This is a genomic window from Pseudolysinimonas sp. (genome assembly GCF_057350545.1).
On sequence record NZ_JBMRCP010000065.1, the window covers coordinates 1 to 24,207 of the forward strand.

At 70.5% G+C, this 24,207-nt stretch carries 26 protein-coding genes; 17 read left to right on the top strand and 9 right to left on the bottom strand.

Annotated features, from left to right (window positions below; all coding sequences use genetic code 11):
* The first annotated feature begins 12 nt into the window (after positions 1 to 12).
* Positions 13 to 1,005, top strand: a complete 993-nt coding sequence (locus tag ACO1X9_RS09140) for a PHP domain-containing protein (protein ID WP_486350516.1) — start codon at positions 13 to 15, stop codon at positions 1,003 to 1,005.
* A gap of 106 nt (positions 1,006 to 1,111) precedes the next feature.
* On the opposite strand, the gene ACO1X9_RS09145 is transcribed toward ACO1X9_RS09140, so the two are convergent.
* On the bottom strand, positions 1,112 to 1,675 hold the full coding sequence (locus ACO1X9_RS09145) for a TetR/AcrR family transcriptional regulator (RefSeq protein WP_486350517.1): 564 nt from the start codon (positions 1,673 to 1,675) through the stop codon (positions 1,112 to 1,114).
* Between the two features lie 173 nt (positions 1,676 to 1,848).
* On the opposite strand from ACO1X9_RS09145, the gene ACO1X9_RS09150 reads away from it, so the two are divergent.
* Complete coding sequence (locus ACO1X9_RS09150) at positions 1,849 to 4,407, top strand: MMPL family transporter (RefSeq protein ID WP_486350518.1); 2,559 nt, start codon at positions 1,849 to 1,851, stop codon at positions 4,405 to 4,407.
* A 54-nt stretch (positions 4,408 to 4,461) separates the two neighbouring features.
* Here ACO1X9_RS09150 and ACO1X9_RS09155 read toward each other — a convergent pair whose 3' ends face one another.
* Positions 4,462 to 5,796 carry an HNH endonuclease signature motif containing protein gene (locus ACO1X9_RS09155; protein WP_486350519.1) on the bottom strand — a complete coding sequence of 445 codons (1,335 nt, stop codon included), beginning with the start codon at positions 5,794 to 5,796 and terminating at the stop codon, positions 4,462 to 4,464.
* Positions 5,797 to 5,934: 138 nt separating this feature from the next.
* On the opposite strand from ACO1X9_RS09155, the gene ACO1X9_RS09160 reads away from it, so the two are divergent.
* The gene (locus ACO1X9_RS09160) at positions 5,935 to 7,023 is read left to right on the top strand and encodes an epoxide hydrolase family protein (protein ID WP_486350520.1); all 1,089 of its coding nucleotides are present in this window, start codon (positions 5,935 to 5,937) and stop codon (positions 7,021 to 7,023) included.
* A gap of 10 nt (positions 7,024 to 7,033) precedes the next feature.
* On the opposite strand, the gene gdhA is transcribed toward ACO1X9_RS09160, so the two are convergent.
* The 3 genes from gdhA to ACO1X9_RS09175 all read right to left on the bottom strand — a co-directional run bounded on the left by gdhA (position 7,034) and on the right by ACO1X9_RS09175 (position 10,232).
* On the bottom strand, positions 7,034 to 8,383 hold the full coding sequence (gene gdhA, locus ACO1X9_RS09165) for an NADP-specific glutamate dehydrogenase (protein WP_486350521.1): 1,350 nt from the start codon (positions 8,381 to 8,383) through the stop codon (positions 7,034 to 7,036).
* 69 nt (positions 8,384 to 8,452) lie between these two features.
* Positions 8,453 to 9,538 (bottom strand): fatty acid desaturase family protein, encoded by a 1,086-nt coding sequence (locus ACO1X9_RS09170; protein WP_486350522.1) that lies wholly within the window; start codon positions 9,536 to 9,538, stop codon positions 8,453 to 8,455.
* A gap of 70 nt (positions 9,539 to 9,608) precedes the next feature.
* The gene (locus ACO1X9_RS09175) at positions 9,609 to 10,232 is read right to left on the bottom strand and encodes a TetR/AcrR family transcriptional regulator (RefSeq protein WP_486350523.1); all 624 of its coding nucleotides are present in this window, start codon (positions 10,230 to 10,232) and stop codon (positions 9,609 to 9,611) included.
* Positions 10,233 to 10,309: 77 nt separating this feature from the next.
* On the opposite strand from ACO1X9_RS09175, the gene ACO1X9_RS09180 reads away from it, so the two are divergent.
* Together ACO1X9_RS09180 and ACO1X9_RS09185 are read left to right on the top strand one after the other, a co-directional pair.
* Complete coding sequence (locus ACO1X9_RS09180) at positions 10,310 to 11,200, top strand: alpha/beta hydrolase (RefSeq protein WP_486350524.1); 891 nt, start codon at positions 10,310 to 10,312, stop codon at positions 11,198 to 11,200.
* Between the two features lie 9 nt (positions 11,201 to 11,209).
* Entirely contained in the window at positions 11,210 to 12,112 is a 903-nt protein-coding gene (locus ACO1X9_RS09185; RefSeq protein WP_486350525.1) for a DMT family transporter, read from the top strand.
* Here the strand turns inward: ACO1X9_RS09185 and ACO1X9_RS09190 are convergent.
* Positions 12,075 to 12,530, bottom strand: coding sequence for a MarR family winged helix-turn-helix transcriptional regulator (locus ACO1X9_RS09190; protein ID WP_486350526.1), 456 nt, complete (start codon positions 12,528 to 12,530; stop codon positions 12,075 to 12,077). The genes ACO1X9_RS09185 and ACO1X9_RS09190 overlap by 38 nt on opposite strands.
* 62 nt (positions 12,531 to 12,592) lie before the next feature.
* Here ACO1X9_RS09190 and ACO1X9_RS09195 point away from each other — a divergent pair, with 62 nt between their 5' ends.
* The 3 genes from ACO1X9_RS09195 to ACO1X9_RS09205 are packed head-to-tail and all read left to right on the top strand — an operon-like array spanning position 12,593 to position 14,331.
* Positions 12,593 to 13,246, top strand: coding sequence for a DUF998 domain-containing protein (locus ACO1X9_RS09195; RefSeq protein ID WP_486350527.1), 654 nt, complete (start codon positions 12,593 to 12,595; stop codon positions 13,244 to 13,246).
* Between the two features lie 25 nt (positions 13,247 to 13,271).
* Positions 13,272 to 13,637, top strand: coding sequence for a hypothetical protein (locus ACO1X9_RS09200; protein ID WP_486350528.1), 366 nt, complete (start codon positions 13,272 to 13,274; stop codon positions 13,635 to 13,637).
* Between the two features lie 40 nt (positions 13,638 to 13,677).
* The gene (locus tag ACO1X9_RS09205; protein ID WP_486350529.1) at positions 13,678 to 14,331 is read left to right on the top strand and encodes a hypothetical protein; all 654 of its coding nucleotides are present in this window, start codon (positions 13,678 to 13,680) and stop codon (positions 14,329 to 14,331) included.
* 13 nt (positions 14,332 to 14,344) lie between these two features.
* Here the strand turns inward: ACO1X9_RS09205 and kduI are convergent, their stop codons facing one another.
* The 3 genes from kduI to ACO1X9_RS09220 are packed head-to-tail and all read right to left on the bottom strand — an operon-like array spanning position 14,345 to position 16,587.
* Positions 14,345 to 15,205 carry a 5-dehydro-4-deoxy-D-glucuronate isomerase gene (kduI, locus tag ACO1X9_RS09210; protein ID WP_486350530.1) on the bottom strand — a complete coding sequence of 287 codons (861 nt, stop codon included), beginning with the start codon at positions 15,203 to 15,205 and terminating at the stop codon, positions 14,345 to 14,347.
* Between the two features lie 27 nt (positions 15,206 to 15,232).
* Entirely contained in the window at positions 15,233 to 15,997 is a 765-nt protein-coding gene (kduD, locus tag ACO1X9_RS09215; protein WP_486350531.1) for a 2-dehydro-3-deoxy-D-gluconate 5-dehydrogenase KduD, read from the bottom strand.
* Positions 15,994 to 16,587 (bottom strand): GDSL-type esterase/lipase family protein, encoded by a 594-nt coding sequence (locus ACO1X9_RS09220; RefSeq protein WP_486350532.1) that lies wholly within the window; start codon positions 16,585 to 16,587, stop codon positions 15,994 to 15,996. Before ACO1X9_RS09220 ends, kduD begins: the two co-directional genes overlap by 4 nt.
* A gap of 126 nt (positions 16,588 to 16,713) precedes the next feature.
* On the opposite strand from ACO1X9_RS09220, the gene ACO1X9_RS09225 reads away from it, so the two are divergent.
* From ACO1X9_RS09225 to ACO1X9_RS09265, 9 genes are all read left to right on the top strand, one after another.
* A complete protein-coding gene (locus tag ACO1X9_RS09225; RefSeq protein ID WP_486350533.1) occupies positions 16,714 to 17,787 on the top strand; it encodes a LacI family DNA-binding transcriptional regulator in 1,074 nt (357 codons plus the stop codon).
* A 5-nt stretch (positions 17,788 to 17,792) separates the two neighbouring features.
* Positions 17,793 to 18,713, top strand: a complete 921-nt coding sequence (locus ACO1X9_RS09230; protein WP_486350541.1) for an ABC transporter permease — start codon at positions 17,793 to 17,795, stop codon at positions 18,711 to 18,713.
* A complete protein-coding gene (locus tag ACO1X9_RS09235; RefSeq protein ID WP_486350534.1) occupies positions 18,710 to 19,603 on the top strand; it encodes an ABC transporter permease in 894 nt (297 codons plus the stop codon). Before ACO1X9_RS09230 ends, ACO1X9_RS09235 begins: the two co-directional genes overlap by 4 nt.
* Complete coding sequence (locus tag ACO1X9_RS09240) at positions 19,600 to 20,580, top strand: ABC transporter ATP-binding protein (RefSeq protein WP_486350535.1); 981 nt, start codon at positions 19,600 to 19,602, stop codon at positions 20,578 to 20,580. The genes ACO1X9_RS09235 and ACO1X9_RS09240 overlap by 4 nt, the downstream gene beginning before the upstream one ends.
* Positions 20,573 to 21,124: an ATP-binding cassette domain-containing protein gene (locus ACO1X9_RS09245; RefSeq protein WP_486350536.1), complete on the top strand. Its 552-nt coding sequence runs from the start codon at positions 20,573 to 20,575 to the stop codon at positions 21,122 to 21,124. Before ACO1X9_RS09240 ends, ACO1X9_RS09245 begins: the two co-directional genes overlap by 8 nt.
* Positions 21,125 to 21,175: 51 nt before the next feature.
* The gene (locus tag ACO1X9_RS09250; RefSeq protein WP_486350537.1) at positions 21,176 to 21,376 is read left to right on the top strand and encodes a hypothetical protein; all 201 of its coding nucleotides are present in this window, start codon (positions 21,176 to 21,178) and stop codon (positions 21,374 to 21,376) included.
* A gap of 8 nt (positions 21,377 to 21,384) precedes the next feature.
* A complete protein-coding gene (locus ACO1X9_RS09255) occupies positions 21,385 to 23,013 on the top strand; it encodes an FAD-dependent oxidoreductase (RefSeq protein ID WP_486350538.1) in 1,629 nt (542 codons plus the stop codon).
* Complete coding sequence (locus ACO1X9_RS09260) at positions 23,013 to 23,927, top strand: dihydrodipicolinate synthase family protein (RefSeq protein ID WP_486350539.1); 915 nt, start codon at positions 23,013 to 23,015, stop codon at positions 23,925 to 23,927. The genes ACO1X9_RS09255 and ACO1X9_RS09260 overlap by 1 nt, the downstream gene beginning before the upstream one ends.
* A gap of 88 nt (positions 23,928 to 24,015) precedes the next feature.
* Positions 24,016 to 24,207: hypothetical protein (locus ACO1X9_RS09265; protein WP_486350540.1), on the top strand; the 192-nt coding region annotated here is incomplete at its 3' end.

A 24,207-nucleotide genomic window follows, 5' to 3' on the forward strand; every position in this document is an offset into this window, starting at 1 on the left:
CAGACTTGAGCGATGGATCCCGTCGACGCGCTCACCGAGATCGCCTACCTGCTCGAGCGGGAGCGGTCGTCGCGCTACAAGTCGAAGGCGTTCCGCACGGCGGCCGCGGCGATCACGGATCTCGACCCCGGCATCCTGAACGACGCGACGCGGCTCAAGGCGGTGCCGGGCGTCGGCGACTCGTCGTACGCGGTGGTCCGGCAGGCCCTCGCGGGGGAGGTGCCCGAGCGGCTCGTCGACCTGCGCGAGCGGAACGGCCCGAAGCCCTCGCGCCTGCGCGGACTGCTGCGCGGCGACCTGCACTCGCACTCGGAGTGGAGCGACGGCACCACCTCGATCGACGCCATGGTCGCGGGGGCGCTCACCCTCGGGCACGAGTACCTCGCCCTCACCGACCACTCGCCGCGGCTCACGATCGCCCGGGGATTGTCGGCGGAGCGGCTCACCGAGCAGCTCGAGGTCGTCGCGGGGTTCCGGGATGACGGCTTCCGGCTCCTCACCGGCATCGAGTGCGACATCAACGAAGACGGCACGCTCGACCAGACGCCGGAGATGCTGGCGCTCCTGGATGTGGTCGTCGCGAGCGTGCACAGCAAACTCAAGTCCGACCCGCGGGAGATGACGAAACGGATGCTCGCGGGCATCCGGAATCCGCACACCGATGTGCTCGGGCACGTCACCGGTCGGCTGGTGGAGGGGTCGCGGGGCACGCGGCCGGGGTCGACGTTCGACGCGGCGGCGGTGTTCGCCGCGTGCGCGGAGGAGCGGGTGGCCGTCGAGATCAACTCGCGCCCCGAGCGGCAGGATCCGCCCGACGAGCTCATCCAGGTCGCCCTCGACGCGGGGTGCCTGTTCTCGATCGACTCGGATGCGCACGCGCCCGGGCAGCTCTCGCTGCTCGACTACGGCGCGGAACGGGCGGAGCGGATGGGCGTTCCGCCGGAGCGCATCGTCACGACGTGGCCGCTCGACGAGCTGCTCGGCTGGACCTCGCGCGCCCGGTGAATGTCGACTCCCGAATGTCGACTCCCGAATGTCGACTCCCGAATGTCGACTTAAGTGCACATTGCTCCCGGAGGACGGAGCAATGTGCAACTAACCCGACAAATCCCTACCGCGTTCGGTCGAACGCCTGCGGTCCGAGGAGCACCTTCCACAGCCAGTCGACGGCGGTCTCGACGGGAGGGCGTGGGTCGCGCTGCAGCCAGACGCCGAGCACTCCGAGCACCGAGCCGGAGAGACCGGCGGCGAGGACGTCGGGCGGGATGTCCTTGAAGGTGTCGGCGTGCGAGGTGGCGACGGCGTCGATGACGATCGTCTGCACACGTTCGCTGAGTCGGGCGAGGGCGATGGGAGAGCCGTGCTCGCCGAAGACTCGGGAGTACACGGCCGCGTTCTCCTCGACGTGGCGCAGGTACTCGATGAGGATCGCGGGCGGCTCCGGCGAGATCTCGCTCTGTAGTGGGATCGAGGCGCCGGCCTCCTCGACGACGGCGTCGATCGCGTCGGCGAGCAGCGTGTCCTTGTCGGAGTAGTGCTGGTAGAAGCTGCTGCGGTTCACCCCCGCGCGTTCGGCGATGTCGGCGACCGAGATCTCGTCGAGTCCGCGTTCGCGCGCGAGTTCGAACAGCGCCTCCTGGAGGCTGCGTCGAGTGCGGGCGATGCGGGGGTCCACGTGCCGATTCTGGCAGCGCGTCGCGCGCGCGTCCGGCTCATCGCCCGTTTGCTGCGAGTTCTCCGACAATCGTCTGTTTTCCAACACGTGTCGGATACTGTCGGATCAGCCCGACGACGTGCGCCGCATCCGCTCCTCTCAGATTCGTCTCAGATCCGTCGAAAGGCCTTGCCGTGGCTCGACTGCTCGCCCGACTCGGGCGCCTCTCCACCCGCCGACCCTGGCTCGTGCTCCTCGGCTGGGTCGTGCTCCTCGCCGCAGCGGGCGGTGCCTACCTCGGCGCCGGGGGAGCCCTCGCGAGCGGGTTCAGCATCCCGAACACGCCCACGCAGCAGGTGACCGATCGCCTCAACGAGGAGCTCGACGGCGTCGGCGGTGCGGTCGGCACGATCGTGTTCCAGACCGACGACGGCACGGCGTTCACCGACGAGCAGACCCAGGCGATCGCCGACGCGCTCGCCGACGTCGGGGGGCTCGACAAGGTCGCGACCGTCGTCGACCCGTTCGTGACCGCCGCCCAGCAGGCTGAGCAGCGCCAGCAGCTCACGGACGGGCAGACGCAGCTGGATGCCGGCCGCGCGCGGCTCGAGGCGGGCCAGACCCAGCTCGATGAGGGTCAAGCGCAACTCGACGCCGCCCGCGCGCAGGCCGAGGCCGCCGGCATGGCCGACGCGCTCGCCGCGCAGTTCGACGCCCAGCAGGCGCAACTCGACGCCGGGCAGGCGCAGCTCGACGAGAGCCGCGCCGAACTCGAGACGCAGCAGGAGCTCGTCACCCTCGGGAAGACGCTGTTCGACAATGCGAGCGGCATCGTCACGGTCTCCGACGACGGCGCGACCGCCCTCGGCGCGGTCGTCTTCGACGCCACCCTCTTCGACCTCGACCCGACCGACCGCATCGCCGTCTCCGACGCGCTCCAGGATGCCGACATCCCGGGCGTGAGTCTCGAGTTCTCGGCAGAGCTCACCAATTCGCTCGACGGCCTGCTCGGCGTCGGCGAGATCGTCGGCGTGCTCATCGCCGGGCTCGTGCTCGTCGTCGTCTTCGGCGCGCTGCTGCCCGCCGTGCTGCCGCTCGCGTCGTCGATCATCGGTGTCGGGGTCGGCGTCGCCGGTTCGCTCGCGTTCTCGGGCGTCGTCGAGATGGCCTCGGTCACCCCGGTGCTCGGCGTCATGCTCGGCCTCGCGGTCGGCATCGACTACGCGCTCTTCATCATCAACCGGCACCGACGGCAGCTGCGCGAGGGCGGCAAGCTCGACCGCGAGAGCATCCGCGACTCGATCTCGCTCGCCAACGGCACCGCGGGCAACGCCGTCGTGTTCGCCGGGTCGACCGTCTTCATCGCACTGCTCGCGCTCAACGTGACCGGCATCCCGTTCCTCGGTGTCATGGGAACCGTCGGCGCCGTGTGCGTGCTCATCGCCGTGCTCGTCGCGATCACCCTCACCCCTGCGCTGCTCGCGCTCGTCGGCCCGCGGGTGCTGAACAAGCGCGCCCGGGCGAAGCTCGGCCACCCCGATCACGCGGTCGCCGCGCCGAAGGCGATGCCCACCTGGCGGGCGATCGTGTCGGCGGTCGTCGCGATCGGCATCCTGCTCGTCGCCGCCATCCCCGCGCTCTCGCTGCGCCTCGGCCTGCCCGACGGCTCGAGCGAGGCCGTGGACTCGACGCAGTACCAGGCGTACAACATCGTCGCCGACGAGTTTGGCGAGGGTCGCAACGGCACCCTCGTGGTCACGGCCGAGCCGGGGACGCCGGTCGACGCCGACGACGAGCTCGCCGTGCTGCGGCTGCAGGTCGAGATCGAGGATGCCCTCATGGCGCAGCCCGACGTCGCCGCGGTCGCCCCGGTCGGTGTCGCCGACGACGGGGAGCTGCTCGCGTTCCAGATCATCCCGGACCAGGGGCCGTCGACCGTGTCGACCGAGGAGCTCGTCGCCGCGCTGCGTGCGCTCTCGCCGATCGACTCGGCCGCGAACGGTGACATCGAGCTCGGCGTCGCGGGTCAGGCGAGCGGCAACATCGACATCTCCGCGGCTCTCGCTGAGGCGCTGCCGATCTACCTCGCGGTCGTGATCGGGCTCTCGATCCTCATCATGGTGCTGGTGTTCCGGTCGCTGCTCGTGCCGCTCATCGCGACCGGCGGGTTCCTGCTCTCGTTCTTCGCGGCGCTCGGCGCGGTGACGGCGATCTACCAGTGGGGATGGCTCGGCGAGGTGTTCGGCGTGCACGACCCTGGTCCGGTGCTCAACTTCGCCCCGGTGATCCTCGTCGGAGTGCTCTTCGGACTCGCGATGGACTACCAGCTCTTCATCGCGTCGGGCATGCGCGAGGCCTTCGTGCACGGGGTGCCGGCGCGCGCTGCGGTGACCGCGGGCGTGCGCGGTGCTCGCGCCGTCGTCACGGCCGCCGCGATCATCATGATCTCGGTGTTCGGCGGCTTCATCTTCAGCCACCTCGCGATGATCCGTCCGCTCGGCTTCGGGATGGCGGTGGGCGTGCTCTTCGACGCGTTCGTCGTGCGGCTGCTGCTCATGCCGGCGCTCATGCACCTGCTCGGACGCTCGGCCTGGTGGCTGCCGAAGTGGCTCGACCGCATCCTGCCGAACGTCGATGTCGAGGGTGCTTCGCTCGAGCGGGCTCACGCTGTGCCCGGTGCGCGCCCGCACGCCGTGACGCCGGGCGCGCGCAAGAGCCCCGCCCCGAAGCGCGAGCCCGCCCACCGCAGTTAGCGCGACCCGCGACCCGCGACCCGCGGCCAGAAGCCAGGTCACGGCTCCGTGCGACTATCCGGTCGCGCGGGCGAGGTGCTCGCGCAGCGCGCGCGATTTGGTGACGAGCAGCGCCCCGGGGCGCCCCGATCCGGGTGGTGGTTCCAACCAGTACTGGCCGGCTCGCAGTCGGATTCTCCAGTGCTCGTTGTGCAGCCGCAGATGATGGTGGCGGCACAGCAGCACGCCGCGGTCGATGTCGGTGCGCCCACCCGACGACCAGTCGTCGATGTGGTGGGCCTCGCACCAGGAGGGTGGTCGATCGCATCCAGTCCACAGGCAGCCGCCGTCTCGGAGGGCGAGGGCGATGCGTTGCCGGGCGGTGAAGAGCCGCTGCTCGCGCCCGACGTCGAGGGGTCGGCCCGCGGCGGTGAGCACGACGGGTTGCACGCCGTGGGAGCAGGCGAGCCGCTCGACCGTCGCGATTGACACCGCCTCGTCGCTGCCCTCGAGGACGCCGTGGCCGGTGCCGGTCTCGAGCGCTTCGGCGGACACGATCACCCGCACGGACGGCGTTCCGTTGCCGAGGAGCACGTTCTCGTCGATCGATGCCGACTGACGCAGCAGTTCGGCGAACCCGTCGGAGGCGAGTTGCTCGGTCGTGCGGGGATCGGCGGCGACGCTGTCGGCCCGAGCCGCCTGCTCGGCATCGACGAACCGCGGACCGCCGCGACGCGGAGAGGTGAGCCGGTCGTAGATCTCGTCGACGATGCCCGCCGTCTCGGGGTCGTAGTCCCAGACGAGTCGCTTCATGCCGTCGCGGCAGTCGATGCGCCGCAGGGACCGCCGCCGTCGGAGTACCTGCTCCCGGTCGGCGATGCCCGCCTCATCGAGCTCGTCGCGCACCTCGCGTGCGCGCTTCAGCAGCCGATCGGGGTCGGCCGCGGTCGGATCGTCGCACAGCAGTTCTGCGGCACGTGCCACGAGCTCGTCCGGTGCGCCCGCACCGCAGAGGCCGACGCGGATCGCCTCCGCCGCCGCAACCGACACGGTGCCGTCGAGCACACGCTCGCCCACCCCGGCTAGCACCTCCGAGTCGCCCTGGGTCAGCCGCCCGACGCGCACCGCCGTCGCCGCATCCCGCCCCGTCATCCCGGCGATGGTCAGCAACTCTTCCACCGTGCGCGCTCCCGCTTGACGCGCGAGGCCCTCGCGCCCGAGTTCGGGGGCCGAACGCCGAGCGATCTCTCCCGCCGACGCCGCGACGTGCGCGTCGGCGACCCGGCGCAGCTCGAGCGCGAGCCGCGACCATTCCAGGACGGCGGCGGACCTGGCATCCGTGGCCCGCAGCGGGACCTCGCGGAGGGCGTCGAGCGCCTCCGAGAGGGCAGTCACTGCGGGGAGAGTCATGAGGAGATCCTTTCAAGAGCCATTCTCCCGCGTCGAACAAAGTTTCGAAAGTAGGAGAAGTCCGGGCGCGGAAGCCTGTGGAGGACGCGCTGAACCCGCGGCACGCGCCGTGTCGCCCGCTCGACATACCCTCGCGCCATGCGCGACATCCCCGCCGACTTCCGCATCGCCGTGCCCGACGACGTGCTCGACGACCTCCGCGATCGCCTGCGCCGCGCCCGCTTGCTCGACGACTCACCGCGCCGGATGGCGTCCGGAATGTCGGCCACCCTGCTGCGCGAACTCGTCGACGGGTGGATCGAGTTCGACTGGCGTTCCCGCGAGCGGTGGCTCAACGACCATCCCCAGTTCCGAGCGCGGGTCGGGGGCGCCGACATCCACTTCGCTCATCTCCGATCGGCGCACCCCGACGCTCCTGCGCTGCTCGTCATGCACGGCTGGCCGCACACCTTCGCGCTGCAGCTCGCCCTCGCCGACGCGCTACCGGACGTCCACGTCGTCGTGCCGAGCTTCCCGGGCTTCGCCTTCTCGCCCGCTGCCGACGAGCCACTCTCGGAGCGCTTCCTCGCCGACACGATGCACGCCCTCATGACCGACGTGCTCGGTTACGACCGCTACGTCACCTACGGCGAAGACGTGTCGGCGAACGTGAGCGATCTCATCGCGGCGACGCATCCGGATGCCGTGCGCGGCATCGTCGCGACGCACGCTCACTTTCCGACGAAGGCCGAGCGGGAGCACCTCGTGGCGCCCGACGAGGTCGCCTTCTTCGCCCGGATCGCCGACGACCACGACGAGCACGGGGCGTACGGGCACGTGCAGGCGACGCGACCCGACACGCTCGCCGCGGCGCTCAACGACTCACCGGTCGGGCTGCTCGCGTGGCTCGCCGAGAAGCTGATCGAGTGGAGCGACCGGCCCGGCGCCGTGACCCGGGAGACGATCCTCACCGAGGCGACGATCTATTGGGTGACGCAGTCGATCGGCACGTCGTTCCGCCCGTACTACGAGGGCGCCGACGATCCGGCGCCGATCCCGCCGGTCGAGGTGTCGGCGGCGGTGTTCGTGCAGCGGCACGAGGCCGACTACCCGGAGTCGCTCGCGCGCGAGTTCTACCGCGACCTGCGTGTGTTCGAGCGGCTCGACGAGGGCGGGCACTTCACGGCGGCCGAGGTTCCCGACGCGCTGGCCGAACGCATCCGCCGGTTCGTCGCCACTCTCGACTGACCGGTCGGCGTCAGACCACCCCGAGGGCGAGCATCGCGTCGGCGACCCGGATGAACCCGGCGATGTTCGCCCCTGCCACGTAGTCGCCGGGCGAACCGTAGGCGTCGGCCGTCTCGAGGCAGCGGTCGTGGATCGATCGCATGATCTCCGACAGTCGCTGCTCGGTGTGTGCGAAGTCCCACGAGTCGCGGGAGGCGTTCTGCTGCATCTCGAGGGCACTCGTCGCCACGCCGCCCGCGTTGACGGCCTTGCCGGGGGCGAAGCGCACCCCCGCTTCGGCGAGCAGTCGCGTCGCTTCGGGAGTGGTCGGCATGTTGGCGCCTTCTGCGACGATCCGGCATCCGTGGGCTGCGAGTGTGCGGGCGCCATCCGCGTCGAGCTCGTTCTGCGTCGCGCACGGCAGGGCGATCTCGCACGGCACGTCCCAGATGGAGCCGTTCGCGACGAACGTCGCCGAGGGACGGGCGTCCGCGTACTCGCCGATCCGACCGCGGCGCACCTCCTTGATCTCGCGGAGCAGCTCGAGGTCGATGCCCGCCTCGTCGACGACGTAGCCGCTCGAGTCGGAGCAGGCGACGACGCGACCACCGAGGGCGTGCACCTTCTCGATCGCGTAGATCGCGACGTTGCCCGATCCCGACACGATCACCCGTGAGCCCTCGATCGAGCGCCCTTCCGTGCGCAGCATCGAATCGACGAAGAACACCGTGCCGTAGCCGGTGGCCTCGGTGCGCACCTGCGAGCCGCCCCACGTGAGGCCCTTGCCCGTGAGCACCCCCGACTCGTACCGGTTGGTGATGCGCTTGTACTGACCGAACAGGTACCCGATCTCGCGCCGCCCGACGCCGATGTCGCCCGCCGGCACGTCGGTGTACTCGCCGATGTGCCGGTACAGCTCGGTCATGAGCGACTGGCAGAAGCGCATGACCTCGGCGTCCGACTTGCCTTTGGGGTCGAAGTCGGAACCGCCCTTGCCTCCGCCGATCGGCATGCCGGTGAGGGAGTTCTTGAAGATCTGCTCGAAGCCGAGGAACTTCACGATCCCCAGGTTCACGCTCGGGTGGAAGCGCAGGCCGCCCTTGTACGGCCCGAGGGCGGAGTTGAACTCGACCCGGAATCCGCGGTTGAGCTGCACCCGTCCGGCGTCGTCGGTCCACGGCACCCGGAAGATCACCTGGCGCTCCGGCTCGCACAGCCGACGGATGATCTCGGCGTCGGCGTACTCGGGATGCTTGCCCACGACCGGGGCGAGGCTCTCGAAGACCTCGCGCACCGCCTGGTGGAACTCGCCCTCACCGGGGTTCCGCTGGATCACCTCCTCGAAAACGGGGAGGAGGCTGGCGTCGAGGGGGTGGGACATGGTGGAGCTCCGGATCAGCTGAGGGATGCGCGCGGGCGCACCTCCCACGACGCTATCGCGCCACCGGACTCACACGCGGCCGTACTGGTAGACGATCGGGCACTCGAAGACGCGCGGAGCGCTGTGCCCGACGGTCTTCATGTACCGCAGCACCACTCGGTAGGCCTCGACGATCGTCGTCTCGGTGTACACGATGCCTTCACGGAGGCTCGCCTCTTTCACGAGCTTCCGCGCCGCGAACAGGTGCGGGCGGGCCATGCTCGGGAAGAGGTGGTGCTCGATCTGGAAGTTGAGTCCGCCCATGAGGATGGTCATGCCCCAGCCGCCGCGGATGTTGCGCGACGAGAGGATCTGCTTGCGCAGGAAGTCGGGCTTGGCGTCGAGGGCGAACATCGTCATGCCGATGTGGTTCGGGGCGAACGACAGGCCCATGTAGGCACCGAAGACGACGAGCTGCACTCCGACGAAGGCGAACGCCATGCCGAGCGGGAGCACGAGGAAGATCGGGATGAGCACGACCGCCATGCGGGTGACGAGCAGGATGATCTCCATCGTGCGGTTGTCGACCTTGCCCTTGCCGAACGCGTGGATGAACGACTTCACGTGCAGGTTGATGCCCTCGAACGCGAGCAGCGGGAAGAACAGCTTCCCCTGGTGGCGCGTGATCAGCGCACGCAGGCCGCGGGCCGAGGCGGCGTCGGTGTCGACGAACGAGACGGTGTCGATGTCGAGGTCGGGGTCTTTGCCGACGACGTTCGGGTTGCCGTGGTGGCGCGTGTGCTTGTTCATCCACCACGAGTAGGAGAGTCCGACGACGCCCGACGCGAGCGCGCGGCCCATGCGGTCGTTGGCCTTGCCGGAGGTGAAGATCTGACGGTGCGAGGCCTCGTGCCCGAGGAACGCGAACTGGGTGAAGATCAGGCCGAGCGCGCCCGCGATGAGCAGCTGGAACCACGAGTCGCCGAGCAGGATGAACCCGGTGATCGCCCCGCCGAGCGCGAGCACGAGCGTGGTCAGCAGCGAGAGGTAGAACACCTGGCTGCGGCGCAGGAGCCCCGCGTCCTTGACGCGTCCGAGAAGCGGCGCGAAGCCGCTCGGGCTAGCGGTGCGGGGCGTGGTCGAACGGATGCCGCTCGAAGAGGTTGCGAGGGTCACGAGGGGCCTTCGGGATTCGGTACGACTTCCCAGCCGGCGAGGTGAGCGGAACGCTCCAGATGTCTTGAAACTACAGGACGTTCCTGGGTGCGAGCAGCGCATCGACTGCGATTCGTGTGCGGATGTAGGGCTCGGCACTGTCGTGGAGGAGCGACGCATCGTTGGCGGCGTCGAGCAGCGCCTGGATCTCGAACGCGAGCTGGGCGGCATCCGTCGACTCCGGGAGGTCACCTGCCGCGATCGCGCGGGCGACCGCCCCGGTGAGGAAGTCGCCCCAGCGCCGCATCTGCGCGGCGATGGCGTCCCGCACGGGACCGGGCTTCGCGCGGTACTCGGCGGTGACGGCGGCGAAGAAGCACCCGCCCGAGAACACCCGGCTCTCGCTGTAGTCGAGGAACGCCGCGACGAGCGCTCGCAGCCGCTCGAGTCCCGCCGGGGCGGTCAGCGCGGGGCGGATGACGTGGTCCTGGAAGATCTCGGCCGCGGTCGCGACGACGGCGAGCTGGAGGTCTTGCTTCGATCCGAAGAGCCCGGCGATGCCGCCCTTGCTCATCGAGACGGTCGTCGCGAGGCCGCCGATCGAGAGGCCGTCGAGACCTTCGACGCTGGCCCTGTCGACGGCGGCGGCGAGCACGGCAGACCGGGAGGTGTCGCCCCGCACCCGGCGGCCGTCGGTCGTGGTCACGGCAGTCATCTTCCTCTCGTTCTTGCATCAGCACGAACGATCGTATTGAATACGAACGATCGTACGCCTAGTTGATCGGAGTCGCCATGACCCTCGCCGCCCGCGCCGTGCGCACCACCCTCGTCGGCCTGAGCGTCGTGGCTCCGCCCGTCGCAGCCGAGATCGGCTTCCGCCTCTGGCGCAGCGTCGGTCGCCCCGAGAGCGTCCACCCCCGCGACGCCGCCGTGCACGCCCGCGCCGAGCGCGGCATCCTCGACCTCGACGGCACGCCCGTCGCCACCTACACCTGGGGTGATGGACCCGAGGTCGTGCTGTTCGTGCACGGCTGGCGCAGCCGCGCCTCCCGGTTCGGCGCGCTCATCGAGGCGCTCGAGAGCCCGGGTCGCACGATCGTCGCGTTCGACGCTCCGGGCCACGGCGACACCCCCGGGAACCGCACGTCGATCCTCGAGTTCGCGCGCATCCTCCGACTGCTCGCGGCCCGGCACGGCGGCGCGACCGCGATCGTCGCCCACTCGTTCGGCGTGCTCTCCTCCTTCCTCGCGGCGCGGGAAGGAGTCGCGGTCGACCGGCTCGTCGGCATCGCGGGCATCCACGACGCCGACGAGATCGTGGAGCAGTTCTGTCGCGAGGCCGGACTCGGCGCTCGGGCAAAACGCGGACTGCGCCGCCGCATCGAGCGTCGCTTCTTCGCCGGCGTCGCCGACGTCTGGCGGCGCTTCACCGCCGAGCTCGACCCGGCCGACACCTCGACCGAGGTGCTGCTCGTGCACGACCTCGGCGACCCGCGCGTCGGCTTCCACCAGTCGGAGCAGATCCGGGATGCCCACACCGGCCCGGTACGGCTCGTCGCGCCCGAGGGGCTCGGGCACAACCGCATCCTCGGTGCAGCTGCCGTCGTCGACGAGGTCGCCGCCTTCCTCGGCGGGTCCACGCATGCACGATCGGCCGTGCCGCATGTCGCGGGTGGGCTCTAGCGTCGGGGAATGCCCTCCGCCCGCTCCGGTCTCGTCTGGGGCTTCGTGGGTGTGCTCGCCTTCTCGTTCACGCTGCCGCTCACGCGCGTCGCGGTGGGCGGGCTGTCGCCGCTCTTCATCGGCTGCGGCCGTGCCGTCATCGCGGCGGTGCTCGCCGCCCTCGTGCTCGCCCTCACCCGGCAGCGGTTCCCGCGTGGGATGCAGTGGCTGCGGCTCGCGGTCGTCGCCGGGGGAGTGGTGGCCGGCTTCCCGCTGCTCACGTCCTATGCGCTCACCGCGGCATCCGCGTCGCACGGCGCCGTCGTGATCGCCCTGCTGCCGGCCGCGACGGCCGTCGTCGCCGTGCTGCGGGCGAAGGAGCGTCCGCCGCTGCCGTTCTGGATCTTCGCGGTGCTCGGCGCCGTCGCCGCGCTCGCCTTCGCCTCGCTGCAGGGCGGAGGTTTCGCCGCACCCGTCTGGACCGACCTGCTGTTCTTCGGCGCGGTCCTCGCGGCCGCGATCGGGTACGCCGAGGGTGCCCTGCTCTCGCGGGAACTCGGCTCCTGGCAGACCATCTCGTGGGCGCTCGTGCTGGCCGCCCCGGTCATGACCGTCGGCACCGCGGTCTCGTGGGTGCAGCAGCCGCCCGCCGCCGACGGGGTCGAGTGGGCATCCTTCGCGTACCTCGCGGCGGTCTCGATGTTCCTCGGCTTCTTCGCCTGGTACCGCGGTCTCGCCATCGGACCGATCGCGCGGGTCTCGCAGGTGCAGCTCGTGCAGCCGGTGCTGTCGCTGCTCTGGGCCGGGCTCTTGCTCCGGGAGGAGCTCACCCTGCCGCTGCTGCTCGGCGGGCTCGTCGTCATCGTGTGCGCGGCGCTCGCGGTGCGGGTGCGGCTCAGCCGTTCCGGAGTCGCTCGATCTCGTCGCGATTGATCTCGGCGGCGCGCGTCAGCAGGTCGGTGGCGAACTCGATCTGATCGGCGGTGAGTGTGTCGAGGTATTCGGTCCAGCGCTCGGCGATGCGGCCGTAGACGGGTCCGACCTTCTCGAACACCTTCTCCGGCACGGCGGTGACGAGCACTCGTCGTCGGTCGGCGGCATCCCGCTCTCGACGCACGTAGCCGGCACGCTCGAGTCGATCGACCAGCGCGGTGATCGAGCCGCCGGCGGTGAGCCCGGTGCGGTCGGCGAGCTCGCCGGGGGTCGCGGGCCCTTCGCTCATCAGGATGCTGACGGCCTGGAGGTCGCTGCCGTTGAGCCCGCCCGACCGCGCGACCGCGTCTTGGAACAGCACGGCACGCGCCATGAACTCGCGCATGGCCGCGGCGTTGCGCTCGGCGGCGTCGGACATGTAATCTCTCTAAAACCGAGAGACTCTACAAACGAGAGTCTCGTTCTTCCAAGGATACTCCGATGCCCCGACTTCCCCTCCTCGCCCCGCTCGGCGCCGCCGTCTTCACGCTCGCCTGGATCGTGCTCGGGGCGATCAGCCCGGGTTACCGACTCTTCGACCTCGTGATCGAGCCGTACTCGCCGGTGAGCCAGCCCGTCAGCGGCCTCGGTCTCGGCGTGACGGGACCCTGGATGAACGCCGCGTTCATCGTCGGCGGTGTCCTGATCCTCGGGGGAGCGGTGGGGGTGCGGCGCCTGCTCCCCCGCACGCGGCTCGCGACGGCCGGCCTCGTCGTCAGCGCCCTCACCGGTGTCGGGATGATCGTCGACGGGGTGTTCACCCTCGAGTCCGTTCTGCTGCACCTCGTCGGGTTCCTGCTCGCGATCCCGGCGGCGGGCATCGGATTCGTGCTGCTCGGCCTCGCACTGCGCCGTGCACGCCCGCGGCTCGGCATCCTGCTGCTCGCCACCGGGCCGCTCGTGATCGCGTTGTTCGCGTGGTTCATGGCGATCTTCGACCCCTACTCGGCCGGCGACAACGTCGGATACGCCGGACTCGTGCAGCGGCTGGTCATCACCGTCGTGCTCGCCGTCTGGACGGTGCTCGGGTTCGCCACCCAGCACGGGAGTGCGACAGAACGCAAGGGGGTGCCCGCTGCCCAGCAGGCTGGATAGTTTCGCGTCAACCCAGGAGGTTCTCGTGTCCGATGTCACCACCGCCCCGAACACCGCTCCGAAGAAGTCCTCGCTGTACGCCGCCGCGATCGTGCTCAGCTCGCTCGTGATCGCCTTGCCGATCTTCGTCGGCCGCGTCGTGGAGGCGATCCTCGACACCGTGAACCCGGCCGACGTCGACACCTCGGCCGACCTCGCCTACCTGCGCGAGATCCTCGTCTCGTCGTTCGTCGTCGTCGGCCTGCTGATCGTCGTCATCATCGTGGTGCTCGCGATCCTCTACCGGCGGGCGAAGACCCTGGATGCCATCAAGCTCCCGCTGCTCATCCTGACGCTGCAGGTCGGGATCGGGGTCGTGACGTTGCTGCTCACGGGGCTGACGAACACCTAGCACCCGGCGGTCACCCGATCACCGTTTATAGGGTGGACGGGTGGCTTCGGGGTGGGGACGTCGACGCAAGGTCACGCCGGGCGACGGTCGGCCGCTGCCGCGCTACCGGTGGTGGCAGCCGTTCTCGCGGTCGCTGTTCCACCTCCGCCTACCCGGTGACGACGGCATCCGCCACACCTGGTCCGTCGACGTGCGCCACGGTGGCGACGCCGACGGCGAGGTGCGAGCTCACCTCTACCTCGACGGTCTGCACCACGCCGCATCCAAGCTCCCGGCGACCTTCGCCGTGCCCGGCGGCGCCATCGAGGTCGCGGCGAGCGGCTACGGCCTCAAACGCTGCCATTTCGTCGGACCCGACGGCGTGCGGCGCCAGCTCTCGCCCGACCCGGCCTCCGCGGAGGGACGCCGCGCGAGCCTCGACCGTGACCACCCGGTGCTCAGCCGGCTGATCGGCGTGTTCTCGGTGCTCGTGCTCATCGTCGGCGTGATCTTCGGAGTGCCGCAGCTGCTCGAGCAGCTCACTCTCATCCCGCCGATCGCCGAGCGGGTCGGCACCTTCGTCTCGCCGATCCGGCTCCCCGTCGAGCTCAACATCGCGCTCGTCGTCGGCACGCTCGTCGCGAGCACCGAGCGCGCGCTTCGGCTGCGGTACAACTGGCTGCTCGACGGCGGCCTGTTCGACGGCGAGGAGTAGCGGTGCCGGGACGTCAGCGCATCTCGGTCACCGGGACGGGGTCCATGTCGCCGAACGCCTGGTTCTCGCCCGCCATCGCCCAGACGAACGAGTAGGACGCGGTTCCCACGCCCGAGTGCAGGGACCACGCGGGTGAGATGACCGCCTGCCGATCGGCGACCACGAGGTGCCGGGTCTCGTGGGGTTGTCCCATCAGGTGGATGACGCGCGCGTCCTCGGGGACGTCGAAGTACAGGTAGCACTCCGTGCGCCGATCGTGAGTGTGCGCCGGCATGGTGTTCCAGGTCGATCCGGCGTGCAGTTCGGTCACCCCCATCACGATCTGGGAGCTGCGCACACCGTCCTCGTGGATGTACTGCCGAAGCGTTCGCCGATTCGACGTGAGGTCGTCGCCGAGTTCGCGTACCGTGCCCTCGCCGGGCGCGACGAGCGCGGTGGGATGCGTACTCGTCGCGACCGCGGAGAAGAGGTAGAACTGCGCGCCCGAGCCGCGTCGAGGATCTGCCGGCCCGCTGGCCCCATCCTCGAAGATCACACGCTCGACCCCGCGTCCGAGATAGAGGCACGCGCCGCGTGAGAGCGAGTGCCGCTCGCCATCGGCGACCACCGAACCGGCGGCACCGACGTTGACGATGCCGAGCTCGCGATGCTCGAGGAATACGGATCCGCCGACCTCCGGGCCGCCGACGAGTTCGAGCGCCGACCCGTTGGGCACCGCACCGCCGAGCACAATGCGGTCGTCATGGGAGTAGACCAGTCTGAGCTCGCCCGGAACGAAGAGCTCTGTCACCAGATAGTGGTCGCGCAGTTCACGGGTCGACATCCCGGGGATCTGGTCGGGGTGGGTCGCACGGCGCTGCGGGATGTGGCTCACGGTACCTCCTCTGGGGTTCGGGTGGTGTCAGCGGACGAGCCAACCGCCGTCGACGGGGAGGGTGACCCCCGTGACGTAGGCGGCGGCATCGGAAGCGAGGAAGACCACGGCGCCCTGCAGGTCGGACGCCTCGCCCCACCTGCCGGAGGGGATGCGCGCGACGATCGTGGCCGCGCGGTCGGCGTCGGCCCTCAGCGGCGCGGTGTTGTCGGTGGACATGTAGCCCGGCGCGATCGCGTTGACAGTCACCCCGCCCGACGCCCACTCGTTGGCCAGAGCCTTCGTCAGCCCGACGACCGCGTGTTTCGAGGCGGCGTAGCCGGGCACGAGGATGCCGCCTTGGAACGACAGCATGGACGCCACGTTGAGGATGCGACCGTGGCCACGTTCGAGCATGTGGCGTCCCGCGGCCTTCGAGAGGTGGAACACGGCATCGAGGTTGATCGTGAGCACCTCGTCCCAGTCCCGTTCGGCGTGCGAGACGGCCGGCGCGCGGCGGATCGTCCCGGCGTTGTTCACGAGGATGTCGAGTCGCCCGAGGCCGTCGATTACGTCGGCGACGGCGCGCGACAGCTCGGCGGGAGTCGCGTCGAGCAGGTCGCGCTGCAACCTGAGCACGCGGCGTCCCGTCCCCTTCACCAGATTGGCGGTCACGGAGGCGTCGCCCCGATCGAGAAGTGCCACGTCGGCACCCGCCTCGGCTAGCGCGACGGCGGCTCCTCGGCCGAGTCCGCGGCTCGAACCGGTGACGAGGGCGACTCTTCCGTCGAGGCGGAACGCGTCGAGGATCACCGCGGCGGGTCCTTCCGGAGAAGTGACGTGAGAGCCTCCGCCCACTCGCGGTAGGCGGCCCCGGTGAAGTGCAGTCCGTCGTAGGTGAAGCTGGGAGCGAGTGCGCCGTCGTCGTCGGCCAGGGCGGGCCAGAGGTCGATCCACTCCGCACCGTTCTCCTCGGCGATGCCGAGGTAGTCGAGGTTGAGCCTCAGGATCCTGTCCCTGTACTCGCGAGTGCGCGGCGGGATCGACGTCACGATCAGCCGGGCGTGCGGCAGCCCGTCGCGCAGAGTCTCGACCAGTCGTCGGAACCCCGAGGCGACGACGGCGGGGTAGGTCCCACGGCCCAGGTCGTTGGTGCCGACGAGCACCGAGACCGCGGCCGCGTCCGGCAACCCGTCGGCGCGTGCGGCCACCCCGGGCACGGTGTCTCCGCCGACGCCGCGATTGACGACCGCGAGTTCGGGCAGCCACTCGCTCCACAGGCCGTGCTCGGTGAGACTGTCTCCGAGCAGCAGGAGGTCGGCGCGGCGCCGAGGCAGCGCGTCGAACTGAGAGAGGCGCCCCTGCTGGGGCGGCGTCCTCAGCGGCGGGACATCCTGATTCATGGCGACTCGGGCTTCCTGCGATCCGACTTGACGTCGGTTCCGCGGCTGGCTAACGTGCAACTACGTATTAGCACTATTACGTAACACCACCCGACCCGCAACACCTTGCTCGATGAGGAGACCGCGATGGCCCCCGCCCCGTCACGCCCTCGGCGTCCCACGCAGATCGACGTGGCACGTGCCGCGGGCGTCTCCCAGGCCACCGTCTCGAGCGTCCTGCGCGATCCCAGCAAACCGGTGAATCGCATCCCAGAGACCACACGCGAGCGGGTCATCGCCGCGGCCAACGACCTCGGGTACTCGCCGAACGCCGCCGCGCAGCGGCTCGTCGGGGGCCGCAGCTTCCTGCTCGGATTCCACACCTTCGAGGACATCTTCCCGGCCGACCGTCAGGACTTCTACTTCGACTTCCTCCTGGGCGTCGAGAGCGAGGCGTCCCGCCAGGGCTACGACCTCATGCTGCTGAGCCCGACCGCCGCGTCGCGAAACGCCCGTGGCGACTACAGCGCCAACGCTGCGGTGCGCCGGCTGCTGGTCGCCGACGGCGGCATCCTCGTCGGACGCCACGTCGACTCGGCGGTGCTCGCCGAGCTCGCCGGCAACGAGTTCCCGTGCGTGCTGATCGGCCGTCGCGAGAGCGCGGAGTTCGAGCTGCCCTATGTCGCCGTCGATTACGCGAGCGCGACTGCCGCGCTCGTGGCCCACATGGCGGAAGCCGGGCACCGCCGCCTCGGCTACATCGGCGAGCCCGGGGGCGGCGAACAGACAGAGGACCGCCTCGAGGGCTACTGGCGAGGTGTGGATTCCGCGGGCCTGCGTGCCGAGTCCGTGAAGCACGGAGCCCCCCTCACGCGCGAAGAGCTCCGGCGCTGGGTCACCGAGCGCGGGATCACCGCGGTCCTGGTCGAACCCGGCGACGACGACTCCAACGTCGCGAGCCTGCTCGACACCGCTGCGGAGCTCGGGCTGAGCATCCCGGGCGATCTCTCGGTGGCCGTGCTCGGCGACCCGCCGTTCACGACGGCGGAGCGCGACTGGACGCGTTTCGCGGTGCCGCGCCACCTCATGGGAGTCACGGCCGTGAGCATGCTCATCGGCCTCCTCGACGGCGTCGACGCACCGACACGTCGGGTGGTCGACGCCGAGACCGTCCCGGGTTCGACCGTCGCCCCGCCCCGCCCCGGAACGGCGGCGCCGTGATCGGGATGATCGGTCGGCGCCTGGCGATCGGCGTCTTCGTCGTCTGGGGTGTCACCACCCTCATGTTCGTGCTCATCCGGGTCGCTCCGGGGGACCCGGCGACGACGCTGCTCGGGCCGGACGCCACCCCCGAGCAGGTCGAGGCGCTGAGCGAGCGCCTCGGGCTCAACGGTGGATTCCTCGAGCAGTACGTCGCCTACTTCCGGCAGCTCGCGGTGCTCGACTTCGGCACGTCGTTCCGCAGTGATCGCCCCGCCATGGAGCTCGTGCTCGGGCGTCTGCCCGAGACCCTGCAGCTCACGCTCGCCGCGACCCTGATCGCGTGCGTCGTCGGGCTGACCCTCAGCTACGTCGCCGCACGCCGACCCGACGGTGTCGTCGACCGGATCGTGTCGGTCATCTCGATCCTGTTCCAGGGCATGCCGACCTTCTGGATCGGCATCATGCTCATCCTGGTCTTCGCGCTCGTGTTGCGGCTCACGCCGAGCGCCGGTGCCGGCAGCTTCGCCCACCTCATCCTGCCCGCGGTCACGCTGTCGATGCCGTTCACCGCGATCATCGCGAGGATCAGTCGCGCGACGCTCACGGAGGCCATGCGGGAGCCCTACGTGCAGACGGCCCTCGCGAAGGGCCTCTCCCGCGGCGAGGCTCTGCGCGGCCACGCCTTCCGCAACGCGATGGGGCCGGTCGTCACGATCGTCGGACTCCAGGTCGGCGCGCTCGTGGGCGGCGCCGTGGTGGTCGAGAACGTCTTCGCCTGGCCCGGTCTCGGCACCCTGATCGTCGACTCGGTCGCCTACCGTGACTACGCGGTCGTGCAGGCGGCGGTGCTCGTGATCGCTCTGTTCGTGCTCGCCCTCAACCTCATCGCCGACGTCGTCAACGCCCTGCTCGACCCGCGCATCCGGATCGGATCACCGGCATGACGGGCGACGTGCTCGCCACGGTCCCCGTCATGGTGCGTCGGCCCCGCTCGGGGCGTCTGCGGATCGTCGCGACGGTGGTGCGAGCGATTCCCGCGGTCGTGGTCGGCCTCTACGCACTCGTCGCGATCCTGGGCCCCCTCGTAGTCGGCTTCGATCCGGTGCGCACGAACATCGTCGACCGTCTGCTTCCTCCCGGTGCAGTCACCTCGTCTGGTCAGGTCGCGCTGCTGGGCACCGACGGTACCGGCCGCGACATGGTCGGACAACTGATCTACGGCGCGCGCACCTCGATGATCATCGGCACGCTGACGGTCGCGGTGTGCGCGGTCGTGGGTGTCACGATCGGTCTCATCGCGGGCTACTTCCGCGGCGTCGCCGACATGGTGCTCAGCCGGATCGTCGACGTGCTGATCGCGTTCCCGAGCATCGTGCTGGCGATCGTCGTCGCCGGGCTGTTCGAGCGCAGCATCACCGTCGTGGTAGTCGCGCTCTCTCTCGCCGGGTGGGTGTCGTTCGCGCGACTCACCCGCGGCTCGACCGTGTCGCTCCGCGAGCGCGAGTGGGTCTCCGCTGCGCGTGTGATGGGCGTCGCGACCCCGAGGGTGCTCGTGCGCCACGTGCTCCCGTTCGTCGTCGGACCGGTCGTCGCCCTCGTCGCCCTCGAGTTCGGACTCATCGTGCTCGGCGAAGCCGGGTTGAGCTTCCTCGGGATCGGGCTTCCGCACGACGTCGTCTCGTGGGGTCAGACGATCGCCGCGGGCAAGTCGTATCTGGCCACCGCCTGGTGGATCTCGGTGCTGCCCGGCATCGCGCTCGCGACGCTGGTCGTCATGGCGGGTCTGCTCGGCGATCAGCTCAACAGCCGTTACCAGAAGGGAGCCGCGCGATGACCGCCGACGCAACGCCCGTGCTCGACGTGCGCGACCTCGTCGTGCAACTCGACGGCGACGAGCCGGTGCACATCATCGACGGCGTCGACCTCCGCGTACTCGCCGCGCGCACGACAGCGCTGATCGGCGAGTCGGGGAGTGGCAAGTCGATCCTCGGCAGCGCCGTCATCGGGCTGCTGCCCGACGCCATGTCGGCGACCGGCTCGATCTCCTTCGAGGAGGTCGAGTTGCTCGCGATTCCCGAGCGCCGACGCCGGGCCCTGCGCGGCCGAGGGATCGCGATGGTCTTCCAGGATCCGCTCGCGGCCCTCAACCCCAGCCAGCGCATCGGGCGCCAGGTCGGTGAGCTCCTGCGACGCGAGGGTCTCCGTGGTCCTCGCCTGCGCGACGCAGTGTTGCAGCTGCTCGAGCGGGTCGGCATCCCTCGGCCCGTCGAGCGCGCCCGCGCGTTTCCTCACGAGCTCTCCGGCGGCCTCCGTCAGCGCGCGGTGATCGCGATGGCGCTCTCGGGCGAACCGCGGCTCATCATCGCCGACGAGCCCACGACCGCCCTCGACGTCACGGTGCAGAAGCGCGTGCTCGACCTGCTCGCCGAGATGCAGCGTCAGTCGGGGGTGGCGATGCTGTTCATCAGCCACGACCTCCGTGTGGTCTCGCACGTCGCCCACGACCTGGTCGTCCTGTACGCCGGGCGCGTCGCGGAAGCCGGGCCGACTCGAGAGGTGCTCGCGCGCCCCCTGCATCCGTACACGCAGGCTCTCGCCCGCAGTGTGCCGAGCGTCGCCTCCGCGTCGGCGATCGCCGAGCCCATCCCCGGAACGGCGGCCAGTCCGGCGTCTCGACCGCCGGGCTGCGCCTTCCACCCACGGTGCCCGATGGCGCGCGAGCTCTGCAGGCGCGAGGTGCCAGAGGTGCGCGAGCTCGTGCCCGGCCGCCGTACCGCGTGTCACTTCGCCGAGGAGCTGCTCGATGCCTGACGTGCTGCTCGAAGCCCGCCACCTCAACATCTCCTACCGTCGTCGGCGCAAGACCGACGACCGCATCGTCCGCGATGCCTCGTTCTCGATCCTCGCGGGCGAGACCCTCGCGCTCGTCGGCGAGTCGGGCTCGGGCAAGACGACCGTGGCGCGTGCCGTCGTGGGACTCGTGCGCGCCGACGGCGAGCTGCTGTTCGGCCCGGAGCGGACCCGGCTCGGAGTGCACCGCCCTCACGACCTCCGGCGGCAGATCCCCATCGTCTTCCAGGACCCGCGCACGTCGCTCAACCCGCGGATGACGGTGGCCGCGATCCTCGACGAGACCTGGCGCACGCACCCCTCCGTCGCGCCCGTCGGGGATCGGCGCGCTGCGGCGGCCGAGCTGCTGGACACGGTCGGCCTGTCGGAGGCCGTGCTCACCCGCCGCGCCGGACAGCTCTCGGGAGGACAGTGTCAGCGTGTCTCGATCGCCCGCGCGATCGCGCAGCGTCCGCGGCTGCTCGTCTGCGACGAGGCGGTCTCGGCTCTCGACGTATCGGTGTAGGCGCAGATCCTCCGACTGCTCGTCGGCCTCAAGCACGACCTCGGCATCTCGATGCTCTTCATCACCCACGACCTGGGGGTCGTGCGCCAGATCGCCGACTCGGTTGCCGTCATGCGCCGGGGCGAGATCGTCGAGCAGGGTGCCACCGAGCAGGTCTTCTCGGCGCCCGCCGACCCCTACACGCGAGAGCTGCTCGATGCCGCGCTCGATCTGGCCCACGACGACTCGACGAGCGGAGACACGACAGTATGACCACACGGGTGACCGACACCCCGCACGGGGCCGCCGCGGATCTCGTCGTCGTCGGCGGGGGTCTGGGCGGGGTCGCCGCGGCGCTCGCGGCGCTCCGGCGCGGCCGATCGGTGCTCCTCACCGAGGAGACGGACTGGCTCGGCGGGCAGCTCACGTCGCAGGGCGTTCCGCCCGACGAGCACCCGTGGATCGAGCGGTTCGGCGCGACCCGGTCGTACCGGGGGCTGCGCGAGAGCATCCGCGAGTACTACCGCGCGCACTACCCCCTCACGGAGGCGGCCCGCGCGGACCCGTACCTCAACCCCGGTCTGGGCAAGGTGAGCAAGTTGTGCCACGAGCCCACGGTCGCGGCCGCCGTCCTCGACGCGCTGGTCGCCCCCTACGTGGAGAGCGGTCAGTTGCGGGTGCTGCGCGAGGTCGTCCCGACGGCCGCGGATGCCGGAGACGGCGTCGTGCGGTCGGTCACGGTGACCGACCGCGAGGGCCGGGCGAGCACCCTCGTGGGCGCGTACGTGCTCGACGCGACCGAGCTCGGAGATCTGCTGCCCCTCGCGGGCATCCCGTACGTCATCGGCACGGAGTCGCGGGCGCAAACCGGGGAGCCGTCGGCGCCCGACCGCGCGCGGCCCCAGAACATGCAGGCGTTCTCGTGGGTCTTCGCCCTCGGCCACGAAGAGGGCGCCGATCACACGATCGAGAAGCCCGCCGACTACGAGTACTGGCGCTCGGTCGAGCCGGAGTTCTGGCACGGGCCGATGCTGGGCTTCGTGGCGCCGGACCCGCGCACACTCGAGCGGCTCGAGCGCACCTTCGTTCCGAATGCGCCCATCGGAGAGCCCGTGCTCGCCGACCAGAGCAAGGACCCGGGTGACCGGGAACTCTGGGCCTTCCGCCGCATCCTGGCGCGGGCCACGTTCGAGCCGGGGTTCATCGACACCGACGTGACCGTCGTCAACTGGCCGATGATCGACTACCTCGACGGCAGCATCATCGACGTGCCCGAGGAGGATCGGGAGCGCCACCTCGCGGGGGCGCGCGCCCTCTCCCTCTCGATGCTCTACTGGCTGCAGACGGAGGCGCCCCGTGCGGACGGCGGACGAGGCTGGCCGGGCCTCCACCTGCGCGGCGACGTGATGGGCACCCACGACGGCTTCGCGAAGGCGCCGTACATCCGGGAGTCGCGCCGCATCCGCGCGCGCTACACGGTCGTGGAGCAGGACATCTCCTACACCGTGCGCGGCGACGCCGGCGCGGTGGAATATGCCGACTCCGTCGGGGTCGGGATGTACCGCATCGACCTGCACCCGTCGACCGAGGGCGACAACTACATCGACGTGCCGTCGACCCCGTTCCAGATCCCGCTCGGTGCGCTCATCCCCGCCGACGGGGGCACGCTTCTCGCCGCCGGCAAGAACATCGGCACGACGCACATCACGAACGGCTGCTATCGGCTGCACCCCGTGGAGTGGAATATCGGCGAGGCCGCGGGTGCCCTCGCGGCCCACTGCCTCGAGCTCGGCATCGATCCGGCGACGCTGCACGGCGACGCGGAACTCATGGCCGCCTTCCAGGCCGAGCTGGTCGCCGACGGCTTCGAGCTCGCCTGGCCGGATCTTCCCGAAGTGAAGGGGTTCTGATGACAGCGCACGTGCTCGACGGCGTCACGGTACCGCTCGTCACGGTGCTGGATGCCGAGGGGCGGCCGGATGCTACGGGCGCCCACCGGTTGCTCTCTCTGCTCGCAGCCGAGGAGGTCGACGGCCTCCTGCTGCTCGGGAGCAACGGCGAAGGGGCTCTGCTCCCGCCGGATGCGACGGCGGGATATCTGAGAGAGGTCAGGGCCGCGTGGCGCGAACTGCGCCCCGGGGGTGCGGTGATCGTCAACGTGTCCGCGCCCGGCACGACCGAGATGCTCCGTCGCGCGGAGGCGGCGTCGGCCGCGGACCCCGACGCTCTGCTCGTCGCTCCGCCGAGCTACTTCTCGCATCGGGCCGACGAGATCGAGCAGCACCTGAGGTCGATCGAGCGACTCGAACGTCCGTGGGCGATCTACAACGTGCCCAAGTACGCGTGCCGTCTCGAGCCGGAGGTTCTCACCCGGCTCCTCGACGCTCCTCGCCTGATCGGGGTGAAGGACAGCTCCGGCGACCCGACGGTCCTCGCCGAGTTGCTGAGTGTGCTCGACGGCGCCGACCACCTCGCGATCTCCCAGGGCGACGAGCGCAACCTCGCCGGCGGGCTCCGCGCCGGCGCTAGGGGAATCGTGCCCGGCCTCGCCAACCTCGTGCCCGCCCTCGTCGTCGCGCTGTATAGGGCGTCGGTCGCGGGCGACTCCGACGCCGCCGATCGCGCCCAGGAGTCGGCGACCGCTCTGACGGGGCTCCACGGCATCCGGCCCGGGGTGCCGTCGGTGAAGGCGGTGCTGCACGACCGCGGCGTCCTCGCGAGCCGGCGGTGCGCGCCGCCGCTCGTCGACGTGACCCCCGACGAGCTCGAGCGGCTGCGCGAGTTCCTCGTCGCCCACGAGCGCTGGCTCATCCCCACGACCTGATCGACCGAGCGAGCGCCCGCCGGGCGTTCGCTCCTCCGTAGAAGCACCACCCGGTTGTACGTAGTAGCACCACTGAAAAGGAGAACCGATGAGAAACGCAAAGTTGACGCTCGCCGCGGCGAGCATCGCACTGACTGCGCTCGCACTCGGCGGTTGCGCGGGGCCAACGGCGGCCCCCGCGAAGGACACCGTCGTCGTGGCAGGGCAGTTCGCCACCGAGGGCCTCGGCCCGGACGGCCCCCAGGGGGGGGGGGGCGGCAGCGCACACGGCCTGGCCTCG

What these genes read in the sequence shown, in the direction of transcription:
- ACO1X9_RS09175 (WP_486350523.1), bottom strand. Translation starts at nt 10,232, where the DNA reads ATGACTGCCGTGACCACGACCGACGGCCGCCGGGTGCGGGGCGACACC.
- ACO1X9_RS09155 (WP_486350519.1), bottom strand. Translation starts at nt 5,796, where the DNA reads ATGACTCTCCCCGCAGTGACTGCCCTCTCGGAGGCGCTCGACGCCCTC.
- ACO1X9_RS09230 (WP_486350541.1), top strand. Translation starts at nt 17,793, where the DNA reads ATGATCGGTCGGCGCCTGGCGATCGGCGTCTTCGTCGTCTGGGGTGTC.
- ACO1X9_RS09160 (WP_486350520.1), top strand. Translation starts at nt 5,935, where the DNA reads ATGCGCGACATCCCCGCCGACTTCCGCATCGCCGTGCCCGACGACGTG.
- ACO1X9_RS09225 (WP_486350533.1), top strand. Translation starts at nt 16,714, where the DNA reads ATGGCCCCCGCCCCGTCACGCCCTCGGCGTCCCACGCAGATCGACGTG.
- ACO1X9_RS09250 (WP_486350537.1), top strand. Translation starts at nt 21,176, where the DNA reads ATGCTCTTCATCACCCACGACCTGGGGGTCGTGCGCCAGATCGCCGAC.
- ACO1X9_RS09180 (WP_486350524.1), top strand. Translation starts at nt 10,310, where the DNA reads ATGACCCTCGCCGCCCGCGCCGTGCGCACCACCCTCGTCGGCCTGAGC.
- ACO1X9_RS09140 (WP_486350516.1), top strand. Translation starts at nt 13, where the DNA reads ATGGATCCCGTCGACGCGCTCACCGAGATCGCCTACCTGCTCGAGCGG.
- ACO1X9_RS09235 (WP_486350534.1), top strand. Translation starts at nt 18,710, where the DNA reads ATGACGGGCGACGTGCTCGCCACGGTCCCCGTCATGGTGCGTCGGCCC.
- ACO1X9_RS09245 (WP_486350536.1), top strand. Translation starts at nt 20,573, where the DNA reads ATGCCTGACGTGCTGCTCGAAGCCCGCCACCTCAACATCTCCTACCGT.
- ACO1X9_RS09240 (WP_486350535.1), top strand. Translation starts at nt 19,600, where the DNA reads ATGACCGCCGACGCAACGCCCGTGCTCGACGTGCGCGACCTCGTCGTG.
- ACO1X9_RS09195 (WP_486350527.1), top strand. Translation starts at nt 12,593, where the DNA reads ATGCCCCGACTTCCCCTCCTCGCCCCGCTCGGCGCCGCCGTCTTCACG.
- ACO1X9_RS09190 (WP_486350526.1), bottom strand. Translation starts at nt 12,530, where the DNA reads ATGTCCGACGCCGCCGAGCGCAACGCCGCGGCCATGCGCGAGTTCATG.
- gdhA (WP_486350521.1), bottom strand. Translation starts at nt 8,383, where the DNA reads ATGTCCCACCCCCTCGACGCCAGCCTCCTCCCCGTTTTCGAGGAGGTG.
- ACO1X9_RS09260 (WP_486350539.1), top strand. Translation starts at nt 23,013, where the DNA reads ATGACAGCGCACGTGCTCGACGGCGTCACGGTACCGCTCGTCACGGTG.
- ACO1X9_RS09220 (WP_486350532.1), bottom strand. Translation starts at nt 16,587, where the DNA reads ATGAATCAGGATGTCCCGCCGCTGAGGACGCCGCCCCAGCAGGGGCGC.
- ACO1X9_RS09185 (WP_486350525.1), top strand. Translation starts at nt 11,210, where the DNA reads ATGCCCTCCGCCCGCTCCGGTCTCGTCTGGGGCTTCGTGGGTGTGCTC.